This window comes from Cardiobacterium valvarum (assembly GCF_900460955.1).
GTDB lineage: Bacteria > Pseudomonadota > Gammaproteobacteria > Cardiobacteriales > Cardiobacteriaceae > Cardiobacterium > Cardiobacterium valvarum.
Genome location: NZ_UFUW01000001.1, coordinates 1,262,377 through 1,277,755 on the forward strand (window position 1 = coordinate 1,262,377; position 15,379 = coordinate 1,277,755).

General features: G+C 60.0%; 10 protein-coding genes and 2 pseudogenes. 10 read left to right on the top strand and 2 right to left on the bottom strand.

The annotated features are described in order from the left end of the window. Positions 1-4 precede the first annotated feature (4 nt). From odhB to rdgB, 5 genes are all read left to right on the top strand, one after another. Positions 5-1,159, top strand: coding sequence for a 2-oxoglutarate dehydrogenase complex dihydrolipoyllysine-residue succinyltransferase (gene odhB / locus DY250_RS06110; protein WP_115611523.1), 1,155 nt, complete (start codon positions 5-7; stop codon positions 1,157-1,159). A 273-nt stretch (positions 1,160-1,432) separates the two neighbouring features. Beyond that, on the top strand, positions 1,433-2,269 hold the full coding sequence (locus DY250_RS06115; RefSeq protein ID WP_115611524.1) for a YwqG family protein: 837 nt from the start codon (positions 1,433-1,435) through the stop codon (positions 2,267-2,269). 78 nt (positions 2,270-2,347) lie between these two features. Then, entirely contained in the window at positions 2,348-3,772 is a 1,425-nt protein-coding gene (gene lpdA / locus DY250_RS06120) for a dihydrolipoyl dehydrogenase (RefSeq protein ID WP_115611525.1), read from the top strand. 88 nt (positions 3,773-3,860) lie between these two features. Then, on the top strand, positions 3,861-4,577 hold the full coding sequence (gene rph, locus DY250_RS06125) for a ribonuclease PH (protein ID WP_115611526.1): 717 nt from the start codon (positions 3,861-3,863) through the stop codon (positions 4,575-4,577). Next, positions 4,574-5,170 carry an RdgB/HAM1 family non-canonical purine NTP pyrophosphatase gene (rdgB, locus tag DY250_RS06130; RefSeq protein ID WP_115611527.1) on the top strand — a complete coding sequence of 199 codons (597 nt, stop codon included), beginning with the start codon at positions 4,574-4,576 and terminating at the stop codon, positions 5,168-5,170. Before rph ends, rdgB begins: the two co-directional genes overlap by 4 nt. A gap of 68 nt (positions 5,171-5,238) precedes the next feature. On the opposite strand, the pseudogene DY250_RS06135 reads toward rdgB, so the two are convergent. Continuing rightward, positions 5,239-5,372 (bottom strand): annotated as a pseudogene (locus DY250_RS06135) (IS5/IS1182 family transposase); the annotation flags it as partial. 34 nt (positions 5,373-5,406) lie between these two features. Here DY250_RS06135 and DY250_RS06140 point away from each other — a divergent pair. The 5 genes and pseudogenes from DY250_RS06140 to DY250_RS06160 all read left to right on the top strand — a co-directional run bounded on the left by DY250_RS06140 (position 5,407) and on the right by DY250_RS06160 (position 14,284). Beyond that, positions 5,407-6,021 (top strand): annotated as a pseudogene (locus tag DY250_RS06140) (transposase). Between the two features lie 147 nt (positions 6,022-6,168). Continuing rightward, positions 6,169-8,454, top strand: coding sequence for an NADP-dependent malic enzyme (locus tag DY250_RS06145; protein ID WP_115611528.1), 2,286 nt, complete (start codon positions 6,169-6,171; stop codon positions 8,452-8,454). Between the two features lie 26 nt (positions 8,455-8,480). After that, positions 8,481-11,129 carry an aminopeptidase N gene (pepN, locus tag DY250_RS06150; protein ID WP_115611529.1) on the top strand — a complete coding sequence of 883 codons (2,649 nt, stop codon included), beginning with the start codon at positions 8,481-8,483 and terminating at the stop codon, positions 11,127-11,129. After that, a complete protein-coding gene (locus DY250_RS06155; RefSeq protein ID WP_115611530.1) occupies positions 11,126-13,279 on the top strand; it encodes a RelA/SpoT family protein in 2,154 nt (717 codons plus the stop codon). The genes pepN and DY250_RS06155 overlap by 4 nt, the downstream gene beginning before the upstream one ends. 99 nt (positions 13,280-13,378) lie before the next feature. Then, positions 13,379-14,284 carry a DMT family transporter gene (locus tag DY250_RS06160; protein ID WP_218565550.1) on the top strand — a complete coding sequence of 302 codons (906 nt, stop codon included), beginning with the start codon at positions 13,379-13,381 and terminating at the stop codon, positions 14,282-14,284. A 347-nt stretch (positions 14,285-14,631) separates the two neighbouring features. Here DY250_RS06160 and DY250_RS06165 read toward each other — a convergent pair whose 3' ends face one another. After that, complete coding sequence (locus DY250_RS06165) at positions 14,632-15,312, bottom strand: HAD-IB family phosphatase (protein WP_115611531.1); 681 nt, start codon at positions 15,310-15,312, stop codon at positions 14,632-14,634. Positions 15,313-15,379: the final 67 nt, after the last annotated feature.

Genomic DNA, 15,379 nt, shown 5'->3' on the forward strand with positions numbered 1-15,379 from the left:
CCCCATGACCACAGCCATAACCGTACCCGCCCTGCCCGAATCCGTCGCCGACGCCACCCTCATCAACTGGACCAAAAAACCCGGCGACCCCGTGCACATCGGCGAAAACCTCGTTGACCTCGAAACCGACAAAGTTGTCCTCGAATTGCCCGCACCGGTAAGCGGTATCCTCAAACAAATCCTCGCCCAGGACGGCACCACCGTCACCAGCGGCGACACCATCGCCTACATCGAAGAAGGCGAAATAGCCGATGCCCCCGCCGCAGCCGCTCCGGTTGCCGCTGCCAGCACCCCGGCTGCCGCCAAAGCCGCCACCCCCACCGACGACAAAACCCTGAGTCCCGCCGCGCGCAAAATCGCCGCTGAAAACAGCGTGGCCGCAGGCGACGTGGCAGGCAGCGGCAAAGGTGGCCGCATCACCAAAGCCGACATCCGCCAGCACCTCGTCGGTGGCAGTCGCCGCCACGAAGAACGCGTACCGATGACCCGCCTGCGCAAACGCATCGCCGAACGCCTGCTCGACGCCCAGCATAACGCCGCCATGCTCACCACCTTCAACGAAGTGAACATGGCCGCCGTCATGAAACTGCGCAAAACCCACCAGGACGCCTTCGTCGCCAAAAACGGCGTCAAACTCGGCTTCATGTCCTTCTTCGTCAAAGCCGCCGTTGCCGCGCTGAAAAAATACCCGGCGGTAAACGCCTCCATCGACGGCGACGACATCATCTACCACAACTACTGCGACATCGGCATCGCCGTCTCCTCGCCGCGCGGCCTCGTCGTCCCCATCCTGAGAAACGCCGAACACATGGGCTTTGCCGACATCGAACAACAAATCATTGACTACGCGGGCAAAGCCAAAGACGGCAGCCTCACCATCGAAGAAATGACCGGCGGCACCTTCACCATCACCAACGGCGGCACCTTCGGCTCGATGATGTCCACCCCCATCATCAACCCGCCACAAAGCGGCATCCTCGGCATGCACAACATCGTCGAACGCCCCATCGCTGAAAACGGCCAGGTCGTCATCGCGCCGATGATGTACATCGCGCTGTCCTACGACCACTGCATCATCGATGGCCGCGAAGCCGTCGGCTTCCTTGTCGAAATCAAACAGCACATCGAAGACCCGACCCGCCTCGTGCTGGGACTATAAACGCAGGACAAACCGTAGGGCGGGCTTCAGCCCGCCGCTTACCCCTCAAACAGAAAGCCCTTCCCCCGTTTACGGGGGAAGGTGCCCGCAGGGCGGAAGGGTGATAAAAATCAAATCCCCCGCCAAGCGATATAACTACTGGCTTCCCGTAGGGTGGGCTTTAGCCCACCACTTGCCCCGTCAAGCGGTGTAAACACTGGAACCGCAAAGCGGCATAAACACTGGCTTCCCGCCGCTTGCCGAACAAAATTCACCCAAAACAGAGGAACCGCCATGACCACAACCCTCGAACAAACCCTCAGCGCCCACGGCCTGCACCACTACTGGCAAACCGTCAAACCGCTGGTGCGCAACGCCATCACCCTCACCACCCATAAGGCCGGGCACATCCCGCTTGGCGCCTCCCGCCTCGGCGGCGACCCGGACCTACCGCCGCATATCGACTGGCCCTACAACGGCAAAACCCCGCTCAGTTTCATCGCGCAAATCAACTTTGCCGATAGCAAACCCCATGATCATGATGACCGCCTGCCTGCCAGCGGCATCCTCTACCTTTTCTACGACTGCGAAGCTGAAAACTGGGGCTTCGATCCCAGAGACAAAAGCGGTTTCAAAGTCCTCTATTACGACGGCGACCCCACTGCCCTGCAAGCGCGTCCCGCCCCCAGCAGCGATTACACCTTCCCCGCCGCCAGCCTCAGCTTCGCCAGCCGGGCGGAAATTCCCAACTGGTCAAGCTGGCTGGTGCGCGATTACGACTGGACAGACGAAGAAAGCGACGCCTGGTGGGAATACTGGGAAACCTGGAACGAAGACATCCGCCACAAACTGCTCGGCCATTCCGACAACATCCAGGGCGATATGGAACTCGAATGCCAACTGGTCAGCCACGGCGAATACTGCGGCGACAGCGCCGCCTACGAAAGCGAACGCGGCAAAGCGCTGGCGCCCGGCGCTGCCGACTGGGAGCTGCTGCTGCAAATCGATTCCGACGAAGACAACTGCAACATGATGTGGGGCGACAGCGGTCGCCTCTACCTGTGGATACGCAAAGACGACCTCGCCGCCCGCGTCTTCGACAAAAGCTGGCTGGTCTTGCAATGCTACTGATACCAACCACCCGCCAAGCGGGATAAAACCTGGACTTGCGGCAACCACCCCCTCTCCCAAAACCTAAGGACAACACCCATGAACCCAACCTACGACATCATCGTCATCGGCGGCGGCCCCGGTGGCTACGTTGCCGCCATCCGCGCCGCCCAGCTTGGCTACAAAACCGCCTGCGTCGAAACCGCTGCGACCCTCGGCGGCACCTGCCTGAACGTCGGCTGCATCCCGTCCAAAGCCCTGTTGGAAAGCACTGCCTTCTACGAAAAAATCCAGTACGACAGCGCCGCACACGGTATCGGCACCGGCACCGCCACCCTCGATGTGGCCACGATGATTGCCCGCAAAGACGACATCGTCAAACAACTCACCGGCGGCATTGCCCAACTCTTCAAAGCGAACGGCATCGACTGGCTGCAAGGACGCGGACAACTCCTCGCCGGCAAAACCGTCGCCATCACCGCCGCTGACGGCAGCGTCAGCCAAACCCAGGCGACAAAAGCCGTCATCCTCGCCGTCGGCTCTGTGCCGGTGGACATCCCCGTCGCCAAAATGGACGGCACCCACATCATCAGCTCCAACGAAGCCCTGTCGCTCACCGCCGTGCCCGAACACCTCGGCATCATCGGTGCAGGCGTCATCGGCCTCGAACTCGGCAGCGTCTGGCGTGCCGCCGGTGCGGAAGTTACCATCCTCGAAGCCGTGGACGACCTCCTGCCGATGGCCGACCGCCAACTCGCGCGCGAAGCCCAAAAACACCTCAAAAAACAGGGTCTCGACATCCGCCTCGGCGCCAAAGTCAGCAAAGCCGAAGTCCAGGGCGGCCAAGTGACCGTCACCTACCAGGACAAAAACGGCGAACAACAACTCAGCGTGAACAAACTGCTCGTTGCCGTCGGCCGCAAACCCAATACCGTCGGCGTCATCGGTGCAGGTTGCAAAGTCACCCTGGATGCGCGCGGCTACATCGAAGTGGACGAACACTGCGCCACCGCCGAACCCGGCGTGTACGCCATCGGCGACTGCGTGCGCGGTGCCATGCTCGCGCACAAAGCCAGCGAAGAAGGCGTGATGGTCGCCGAAATCATTGACGGCCAGGCGGGTCACATCCGCTACGACCTCATCCCCGCCATCATCTACACCCACCCGGAAATGGCATGGCTGGGACAAAACGAAGAACAACTCAAAGCGGCAGGTATCGACTACCAAAAAGGCGACTTCCCCTTCGCTGCGAACGGCCGCGCCAAAGCCCTCGGCGCAGCGGAAGGCTTCGTGAAAATCCTCTGCGACAGCAACACGGATGAAATCCTCGGCGCGCATATCATCGGCCCGAACGCCTCCGAACTCATCCACGAACTCGCCGTGGCAATGGAATACTACGCGGCAAGCGAAGACATCGCCTGCACCATGCACGCCCACCCAACACTGGCCGAAGCCATCCACGAAGCCGCCCTCGCCGTGGAAGGCCGCGCGATACACAAGGCCAACCCGAAAAAACGCCCCTGAAAACCAGGCCCCCGGTGGGGCGGGGGGCTTCTCACATCAGCAGCCGCGCCGCATAATGCCCGCCCGCTAACAAAACCAAGGAATCATCATGCGCGCAAGCAACCGTCGCCCCGACCAACTCCGCCCCATCACCATTGAGCGCGGTGTCAACAAACATGCCGAAGGCTCGGCGCTCATCCGCTGCGGCGACACCCACGTCCTCTGCACCGCCAGCGTAGATGAAAAACTCCCGCCCTTCCTGCGCGGCAAAAACCAGGGCTGGGTCACCGCCGAATACGGCATGCTGCCGCGTGCTACCCATGAGCGCACCGTACGCGAAGCCGCTCGCGGCAAACAGCAAGGGCGCACCGTGGAAATCCAGCGCCTTATCGGCCGCTCACTGCGCGCTGCCGTGGATCTCACCGCCCTCGGCGAACGCGCCATCACCATCGACTGCGACGTGCTGCAAGCCGACGGTGGCACCCGCACCGCCGCCATCAGCGGCGGTTTCGTGGCACTTGCTGACGCCATCCGCACCCTCATCCAGCGCGGCAAACTCAAACAGAACCCGTTGCACGGCCAGATAGCCGCCGTCTCGGTCGGCATCTATCGCGGCACACCGCTGCTCGACCTCGAATACAGTGAGGACAGCGAAGCCGAGACGGACATGAACATCGTCATGAACGACGGCGGCGGCTTCATCGAAGTGCAGGGCACCGCCGAAGGTCACGCCTTCCGCCCCGAAGAAATGCAGGCAATGATGCAGCTCGCCCAGCAAGGCATCCGCGAGATTATGGACATACAGAAACAGGCGCTGGGGCTATGAAAAACCGCATCGTGCTTGCCAGCAACAACGGCAAAAAAATCCGCGAACTCGGCGCTATCCTTGCTGCCAGCGGCATCCATATCCAACCGCAAAGCGATTTCGGCATCGGAGAAGTTGCGGAAACCGGCACGACCTTCATCGAAAACGCCCTCATCAAGGCACGCCATGCCGCCGCCATCAGCGGCCTGCCCGCCATTGCCGACGACTCCGGCCTGTGCGTACCGGCGCTCGGCGGCGCGCCCGGTATCTACTCGGCGCGCTACAGCGGCGAAGGCGACGCCGGCAACAACCGCAAACTGCTCGCCGCCCTTGCCGATTACGGCGACCGTCGCGCTTACTACGCCTGCCTCATCGTTTACCTGCGCCACGCCGACGACCCGCTGCCGCTCATCGCAGAAGGGCTGTGGCACGGACACATCACCGACACCCCGCGCGGCGACGGCGGCTTCGGCTACGATCCACTCTTCATCCCGGACGGCTACACGCAAACCGCCGCCGAACTGACAACGGACGAAAAAAACCGCCTCAGCCACCGTGCGCAGGCGCTTACCGCCTTTGCTGCCGCTTATCGGCGCATCGCTAAAGAAAAATAACGACACAGGGCAGCTTTCAAGCCGCCCTGCCTTTTCCTGAAAACCCAGTAGACCTCTTGCGAAAATATTCATCCCATTGCATTAACCAGCCCCGCAATCAAATTTGTCCTTAACCCGAACCGTTTCCGCCTGTTGCGGTAAGGCAGCGACAATATTTTGAATATCTTCAGTTTCTGTTGATGTGCTTGACGACGGTTCTGAGAACGTGTTCATAGTCTCTGCTGTAAACTATCGGTATGAACAGAAAAGCCTATCCAAGCGATATCAGTCGCACAAAATTTGCCCCCCTTCTCCCTCTTTTGGAAAGTGCCCGTAAACGCACAGCACCGCGCAAAGTGGACTTGTACGATGTCTTTTGCGCCATCCTCTATCTGCAGCGTACCGGCTGTTCCTGGCGTGCCTTACCGGGCGATTTTCCCAAATGGCGCACCGTTCATTCCTACTTCCAGAGATGGAGCGAGCCCCGCGAAAACGGCATCAGCATCCTTGAGGAAGCGTTAAAAAAATCAGGTGGTTGCGGAGCGCCGCAAGCAGGGACGTAATGAAGCAACCACTTTCCTGATTATTGATGCGCAGAGTGTGAGGAACACGGATACGGCCATGGAAAAAGGCTACGATGCCGGCAAGAAAGTGAGCGGTATCAAGCGGCATATAATTGATAGGTGCGGAGGTAGAGATTGCGAAACGAGTTGTACCGTTTTGCGGTATTGCCGAGGCGATGGGTAGTAGAGCGCAGTTTTTCCTGGTTGGAAAAGAACAGGCGACTTTGGAAAAACTGCAAGCGTAAGTTGAGTACCGGTCTGCAAATGGTCGTTTTGGCTTTCTTGGGAATCCTGCTACGAAGACTATGAACACGTTCTTACAGGGCGAAAAAGATGATTTCGCTCACAGGCTTCCCAACCAGACAGCGGTTGTTTGCCTGAATTGGCACGCCACCCCTGTGGCATTCTGTTAAACTGCCGCGACTTTTCCTCAACCTTAATTCGGAGTATTCAGTCATGAGCGATTCGCTAAAAGAAGAAGCACTACGTTATCACAGTTTCCCCACCGCCGGTAAGGTGTCGGTAACCCCGACCAAGGCCCTCGATAACCAGCGCGACTTGTCGCTCGCTTACTCCCCCGGCGTCGCCTACGCCTGTCAGGCCATTGAAGCCGATCCGCTGCAAGCGGATTTCCTCACTTCGCGCGCCAATCTCGTCGCCGTCATTTCCAACGGTTCTGCCGTGCTCGGTCTCGGCAATATCGGTGCACTCGCCGGCAAGCCGGTCATGGAAGGCAAGGGCGTGCTCTTCAAGAAGTTTGCCGGCATTGATGTGTTTGACATCGAAGTCAATCAGGCCGATCCGGAAAAATTCATCGAAGCCGTCGCCGCGCTGGAACCGACTTTCGGCGGCATCAACCTGGAAGATATCAAGGCGCCGGAATGTTTTGAAATTGAGAACCGCCTGAAAGAACGGATGAATATCCCCGTTTTCCACGACGACCAGCACGGTACCGCCATCATCGCTTCCGCCGCGTTGTTAAACGCCCTGCACCTGCAAGGCAAGGATATCGGCAAGGTGCGTGTGGTCGCTTCCGGCGCGGGGGCAGCAGGCATGGCCTGCCTGGATCTTTTCGTCAACCTCGGCGTGAAGAGGGAAAACATCATCGTCTGCGACTCCAAGGGCCCGATTTATGAAGGTCGCCCCGGTAAGCTGGACGGACGCAAGGCGGAATTTGTCGCCAAGACGGAAGCGCGTTCGCTTGCAGAAGCCCTGGTCGGCGCGGATGTGTTCCTGGGTGTCTCGCAAGCGGGACTGCTCACCGGCGAGATGGTGAAAACCATGGCGGCGCAACCGCTGGTGCTGGCGCTAGCCAACCCCGTGCCGGAAATTATGCCGGAAGAGGTGCATGCCGCACGTAATGACGCCATTGTTGCCACCGGTCGTTCCGATTACCCGAACCAGGTGAATAACGTCCTCTGCTTCCCGTACCTGTTCCGGGGGGCGCTCGATGTGGGGGCGACCACTATCAATGAAGCGATGAAAATGGCCGCCGTGCGCGCCATCGCCGATCTCGCCAAATCCCCGGCGGGTGAAGAGGTTATGGCCGCTTACGGCGGACAGTCGCTGGTGTATGGCAAAGAATACGTCATCCCCAAACCGTTTGACCCGCGCCTGATTTCCACCATTCCGGTTGCCGTCGCCAAAGCAGCCATGGAAAGCGGCGTCGCCCGCCGTCCGATTGCGGATCTGAAAGCCTATCGCGACAAGCTGGCGGGCCTTTTCAACAAGAGCGGTTTCGTGATGAAACCCATCATTGAACGCGCCCGTGCGAACCCGCTTAAAGTGGCATTTGCCGAAGGGGAAGACATCCGCGTCATCCGCGCCGCTACCGCTTGTGTGCAGGAAGGTATCGCCAAACCGATTTTGATCGGCCGCCGCAAACGTATCGAAGAACGTTTGGCGGAAAACCAGCAGCAACTTGAGCCGGGTATTGAAATCATCGAACCGATGAACAACCCGCATTACGAAGAATGTTGGCGCGCTTATCACGAACTGCGCGCACGTGAAGGCATTGATCCCGCCGAAGCCCGCCTGCAAATGAACACCAGCACCACTGCACTGGCTTCCATGTTGGTCAAACTGGGGCATGCCGACACCATGCTCTGCGGCGTACTTGGTCAGTATCACCGCCACCTGCGCCGTGTACGCGGCGTCTTCGATATGCAGCCGGACATGAAGCAACCGGCGGCACTCAGCCTGATGCTGACCCCGAAAGGCCCGATTTTCATTACTGACACCCAGGTGCACGAACATCCGACGGCTGACGAACTCGTCGCCATTACCCTGCGCGCCGCGCGCGCCGTCGAACTCTTTGGCATCACCCCGAAAATTGCGCTGCTGTCGGCCTCCAACTTCGGCACCCGTATGGATCTGCCCAGCTCCACCAATATGCGCGAAGCGCTGGCGAAAATCCGTGCTTCGCACCCCGAACTCGAAATCGAGGGCGAAATGAAGGCGGACTACGCGCTGATTCCGCAACTGCGCGACGAGGTCTTCCCCGGTAACCGCCTGAGCGGTATAGCCAACCTACTCATCATGCCCGATGTGGAAGCTGGCAATATCAGCCTCAACGTGCTGAAAGCCGCGACTGACGCCACCATGATCGGGCCGATGCTGCTCGGTGTAGATGCGCCGGTGCATGTACTGACCAACAACTCGACCACCCGCCGCATCCTCAATATGGCGGCGATTGCCGTGGTCGAAGCGCAAATGGTAAAAAGCGGAATCAAATCCCTGTAACCCCTCTACAACACGGACGGCACGAGATGACGGCTGCACTCAACACTACCCGACTGGCGGACTACCGTCCGCCGGCTTTTACAGTCAAACACCACGAACTCAAATTTGACCTGCAAAACAACGGCGAAGTGCTGGTCAGCCATGTCCAGAAAATCGTGCGCTGCCAACCCAGTCACGACGAACACGGCTGGGAACTGCCGCAAGACAAGCACGTTGTCCTGCATGCCGAACATCTCGCGCTGGAAAATATTGAAATCGACGGCAAACCGCTTGCCGCCGAACAATACGACTATGACGGCCTGCTGCTGCGCCTGAAAGACGTCAGCAGCAACTTCAACCTGCGTACCGTGGTGCGCCTGAAACCGGACGAAAACAAAGAACTCTCCGGCCTCTACCGCTCGAATGGTATCTATTGCACCCAATGCGAAGCCGAAGGCTTCCGCCGTATCACCCCGACGCTTGACCGTCCCGATGTGCTCGCCACCTACCGTGTACGCATCGAAGCGGATCAAAAAAACTACCCTGTCCTGCTCTCGAATGGCAACCGCGAGGCGCAGGGCGAACTGCCCGGCGGGCGGCACTACGCGCAGTGGTATGACCCGCATCCCAAGCCGAGCTACCTCTTCGCCCTCGTCGCCGGCAACCTCGCCAGCGTCAATCGCCGCATCACCACGCCGAAAGGGCGGAAGATCAGCCTCGGCATCTACACCGAGCCACCCTTCATCAACCAGACGGCGTTCGCCCTGCAATCGCTGATTGACGCCATCCACTGGGACGAAAAGCGCTTCGGCCTCAGCTACGACCTCAAACAGTTCAATATCGTCGCCATCAGCGACTTCAACATGGGGGCGATGGAAAACAAATCGCTCAACATCTTCAATACCCGCTTCGTCCTGGCCGATACCGATACCGCCACCGACGAAGACTATCACGGCATCCGCGCCGTCATCGGCCACGAATACTTCCACAACTGGACCGGCAACCGCATCACCTGCCGCGACTGGTTCCAGCTCTCGCTCAAAGAAGGTCTGACCGTCTTCCGCGATCAGGAATTTTCCGCCGACATGGGTGAACGCCCGCTGGAGCGCATCGGCGACGTCGTCCGCCTGCGCAACCTGCAATTCCCCGAAGACGCCGGGCCGATGTCGCACCCTGTGCAGCCGCAAGAATACGCGGCTATCGACAACTTCTATACTGCCACTGTGTACGAAAAAGGCGCGGAAATCATCCGCATGTACCACACCATCCTCGGCGAAAAAGCCTTCCAGGCCGGCATGAAACGCTACATCGAGCGTCACGACGGTCAGGCCGTGCGCATAGAAGACTTCGCGCAGGCGATGAGCGACGGCGGTGACTACGATTTTACCGGCCAGTTCTTCCAGTGGTACACCACCAAAGGCACGCCGAAAATCACCTTCACCTCTTCCTGGAACCAGCACGAGCGCAGCATCACCATCGCCGCCATGCAAGATACCAGTGCCGTCAACCCGCCGCGCCCGCTCGTCATCCCCATCCGCCTTGCCCTCATCAGCAAGAATGGCCGTGCCTACCGCTTCCCCGACGGCAGTTACGAGCAAACCCTGCTCCTGCACAAAACCAGCGCCACCTGGACCTTTGAGCGTGCCGAAGCCGACCTTATCCCCGTGCTGATGGAAAACTTCTCGGCGCCCGTGTACTACCAGCACCGCTACGACAATGACGAACTCGCCGCCATCGTCGCTCACGCGCCGGACGGCTTCGCCCGCTTCGAAGCCATGCAAACCCTCTACCGCCGCCTCTTCGAACAGGCGCTGTACAAACCGCGCGAACTGCGCGAAAACAGCAACGCGGTGAGCGACATCATGCGGGCCGTCCTCAACCACGACAAACGCAGCGAAGGCGAAAAAGCCTTGCTGCTGGAAATCCCGACGCTTGCGACCCTGCTCAACAACCTGCCCGACCCCATCGACATGACGGCCGCTATCGCCGCCTATGACCGCATCACCCGTATCCTTGCCCTGAAAATGCGGCGCGACTGGCTGGACTGGCTTGACACCGCACCACAAGCTGCCTCGCCCAAATACAGCGTCAAAGATGCGGGTATCCGCCGCTTGCGCGGACTGGCTGCCAAAACCCTCGCCCTCTTTGAAGACGAACCCCACCGCCAGCAACTGCTGGACATTCACAACAACGCCGACAACATGACCGTGCGCATCAACGCCCTGCACGCGCTCAATACCCGCCACGACCCATGCCGCGAAGCCGCACTGGCCGCCTTCTACGAAAACTACCGCACCCAGCCGCTTGTCGTGGATAAATGGTTTGCCATCCAGGCCAAAGACGAAAGCGAAGGGGCGCTGGCGCGCATCACCGCGCTTGCCGGACACCCTGACTTCCATGTGGACAACCCCAACCGCTTCCGCGCCCTCGTCGGCACATTGATGCAGGCCAACCCCGCCATCTTCCATGCCGCTGACGGCAGCGGCTACCGCTTCGCCGCCGGGCAAATCCGCCGCGTCCTCCTCAGCAACCCGCAAATCGCAGCGCGGATGCTTAACGGCTACGCTATCGTCAGCCGCATGGACAGTGCCCGTAGAGCACTGGTAAAAACCGAACTTGAAGTCCTTGCTGCCGTCGAAAACATCAGCATTGACGTGCGCGAAGTCCTTGAACGCCTGCAACGTGGATTGACATGAACACCACCCAGCAACCCGCATGGCTGCGGGAGGCGCAAGAACACTACACCGACAACGCCGCCCGCGAACAACTCGCTGCCGCCTACGCCATCGCGGCGGCCACACCCACCCCGCCTGACGAACGCAGCCGCACCCTCGTCAAACTCCTGCTCAACCTGCGCAGCGACGCCACCCTGCTTGCCGCCGGTCTCCTCGTCGAACCGTGGCGCAAAAAACAACTCGACCTGGAAGCCCTTGCCGCCAGCCCCTGCCACGGCGTCATCGGCCTCCTGCAAGCTCTTGATGACCTCGCCCTCATCGACCAGCTGCACGAACAAGAACAAAGCGACATTGAGCGCCTGCGCAAAATGCTCCTCGCCATGGCCAGCGACATGCGCGCCGTCATCCTCAAACTGACGCTGCAAGTTGTCCTCATGCGCAACCTCAGCGCTTACAGCGCACAAGAACAACAACGCTCCGCCCTGCAGACCCGCGACCTGCTCGCCCCGCTGGCGAACCGTCTCGGTATCGCCCAACTCAAAAGCGAACTCGAAGATCGTGCCCTGCGCGTCCTCGAACCCGATATCTACCAGGAAATCGCCGGCGAGCTCGAAGGCAAACGCGTGGACCGCGAGCGCTACATCAACCGCATCATCGACCTGCTGCGCTACAAACTGACCGACGCCGGCATACACGTCAAACGCCTCTATGGCCGCGTCAAACACATCAACAGCATCTACCTGAAAATGAAGCGCAAAGGCCTGCGCTTCGAACAACTCAACGACATCCGCGCCGTGCGCGTTGAAGTCGAAACCGAAGCGGACTGCTACCGCGTCCTCTCCGTCGTCAACGACCTGTGGCAGCCGATTGCCGCCGAATTCGACGACTACATCGCCCACCCCAAAGCGAACGGCTACCAGTCCCTGCACACCTCGCTCATCGGCCCGGAAAACCGCGTCATCGAAGTGCAAATCCGTACCAGCAAAATGCACGAACACGCCGAACTCGGCGTTGCTGCGCACTGGCTCTACAAAGAAAAAGGCATCCGCCACAGCAAACAATTCGAACAACAAATCGAATGGCTGCGCCGCATGATCGAAGGCGGCGACCACAGCCGGGGCGACATCGTCTTCGACCAGTTCAAAAACGAAGCCTTCCGTGACCGCGTTTACGTCGTCTCGCCGCAAGGCCGCGTTGTGGATCTGCCCGAAGGTGCGACCCCGCTGGATTTCGCCTACCACATCCACACCCAGCTTGGTCACCGCTGCCGGGGCGCCAAAATCAACGGCCAAATTGTGCCGCTCACCACCGCGCTGAAAAACGGCGACAGCGTCGAAATTCTCACCCAAAAAGAAGCCAACCCCAGCCGCGACTGGCTGAACGACCACCTCGGCTACCTGCAAAGCGGCCGTGCCAAAGCCAAAGTACGCAGCTACTTCAAAAAACTCGAAAAAGAAAAAAGCGTCCAGGCCGGGCAAGAAATGCTTGAGCGGGAAAGCCGCCGCCTTGGCATCACCCCCGATAACAAAATGCTGGAAGACATCGCGCGGCAAAGCAACGTTCACAGCATCACCGACCTCTACGCCGGTATCGGCTTCGGCGACATCGGCGTCCTTAACATCATCCACGAACTCAGCGCCCGCCAGCAGAAAAGCGCCGAACAGCCGACCCTGGACGAACGCCTGGCGCGGATCCCGGTCAAAGCGCCGCGCAAACAAAGCCGGCAAAACATTGATATCGACGGCGTGGACAACCTCCTCGTCAACTACGCTACCTGCTGCCAGCCGGTGCCGCCCGTCGCCATACGCGGCTTCATCAGCCAGGGGCGGGGGGTGAACATCCACCGTGCCGACTGCCCCAACCTGCAACACCTCGCCAAAGCCCACCCCGAACGCATCCTAGACGTACACTGGAACGCCGGCGCAAGCGGCCTTTTCACCGTGGTCATTGCCATCGAAGCCTTCGACCGCCCACACCTCCTGCGCGACATCAGCCAGATCCTCGCCAACGAAAAAATCGCCATCCTCGACGTCAAAATGCAGCAGGACAACCGCAACCGCATCTACGGCACCTTCACCCTCGAAATCACCGATATGGAACAACTCTCGCGCGTCATTGACCGCATCGCGCAAGTCAAAGACGTGGCAAGCGTCCGCCGTGAGCAGAAATAGGCGGCAGACGGAACCCGCAACGAGCGGTATCTTGCACCGCCTTGCAGACAGCGACGGGCGGACCGAGTCGCCTCTTCCCCTCTCTACCGGAGAAAACACATGACTCCCTATGTCCGCTGCCACCTGCAACTCATCGCCATGGCATTACTGTGGGGCGCAACCTGGTCGTGGGGCAGGGTGGTCGTGCAAACCCTGTCTCCGCTCACTGCTGCCGCATTGCGCCTCCTGCTCGCCACCGTGCCGCTCACCCTCTGGCTGCTCTATCGCGAAGGCCGCGCACCATTCATGCAGCTCAATGCACGGCAATGGTTGGGATTGACCGCTGCGGCAACCTGCGGTGTTTGCGGTTACGCCGTTTTCTTCATGCTGGCACTGCAATATGTCCCCGCAGGCAAGGCGGCGACCGTCGTCGCCCTCAACCCCGTGCCGCCGCTGCTGCTCGCCGCATGGCTGTTCAAAGAAAAGCTGAACGGCGGTATCTGCTGCGGCATGGCGCTGGCCGTCTTCGGTGCATTGACCGCCATTGCGCGCGGGAATCCGTTCGCCATTTTCTCCGGCGGCGTTAGTGTTGGGGAATACCTGCTGCTCGCTACAGTCCTCTGCTGGACGGGTTATGCCCTCATTAGCCGCGTCCTGCTGCGCGGCATCAGCCCGCTGACCACAACGACAGTGACAGTTCTTATTGGTGCGCTGATGCTGCTTGTCCTCGCGCTTGCATTTGACGGCAGCGTCTTTTGGCAGCAAACCCTGCATGCTCCGGTACGAACGTGGGGTATTCTTGCCGCGATGGCGCTGGGCGGCACCATGCTCTGCTACCTGTGGTACTTCGACGGCATCCGTCACCTCGGCGTCGGTACTGCTACGTCGTATATGACGCTTGTACCTGTATTTGGCATCACCATCGCCACCCTGTGGCTGCATGAACCGCTGCATGCTTCACTGCTTATCGGTGGCACGATGGTCGTCGCCGGCATGTGGCTGATGAATTACGCCGGGCGGCGGTAGTCGTGCATTGGTTATAAGCCGAGAACAAACCGCTATTCCCCATTTGCCTCCGCCTGTGCCACATGCGTACACCGCCTGTCAGCACACGAGGCCATCATGCCCCAGTACCTGCAATTCTGGGATCTTCTTCCGCCTGAACCCGACTCCGCTGCGCCCCTTTTCAAACACAGCGCCATCCTTAAGAACGCCGGCTATCGGAAACGGTGATGGAAGCACGGGAAAAACTGGGTGTCTCTGAGCAACTTTGATAGTTGTGCAACGCCACCTTTAGCGTCTATGACACTACTTTGATGAAGAAGGCGGGTATTTAACCCGCCTTCTTTCTCTCTTCACTCCATGATATTGCGCTACCTGCCTGCTGCCGCATCACCCAGGACAAGCGGCAAGAGTTCACGCAGGTCGCGGGCGGTGCTGTATTGATCGGCAGCGGCGCGTACGGCGGCGCGTTCGACCACGCCGCCATAGCCGATGATGCGGTCGGCGGCGTTCGGGGCGCGGGCGGCAACGTCGCTCATACCGTCACCGACCATCACCACGTGTTTGAGGCCATGCTGCTTTTTCCAGGCAGCGACAACCTCCGCCTTGCCGCCAGCGGTGGTAAGCGGGTTATCGAGATAGTGCAGATAGTTACCGGCATCGTCGAATTGCAGGCTGACCGCGAAGGTGTCAGCCGCTGCCACGCCAACGGCAGCTGCCAGTGGCAGCACCGCGTCAAGCAAGCCACCGCTGACGATGGCGGTTTTGATGCCGCGTGCCTGCAAGGCGGCGATGATTTCGCGCGCTCCGGGGACGATGGTTTCCTGGTAGCGGCGGGCGATAGCGGCAAGAGAGGCACGCGGTGGGCGGATGAGGGCGAGACGTTCGCCGTAGATGGTTTCTAGCGGGATGTCGCCGTTCATAGCGCGGTGGGTGAGAGTGCTGACTTCTGCGGCGACGCCCGCTTGTGCGGCAAGTTCGTCAATGCCTTCAAGGGCGGAGAGGGTGGCGTCGCAATCGAAGACGACGCCGTCGGGAGTGGGATAGGGCATGGTTCGTCCTGTTAGTGGGTGTCAGGGCGGGCATTGTATCGGTTTGTCCGGCGTGTTTTCGACAGGG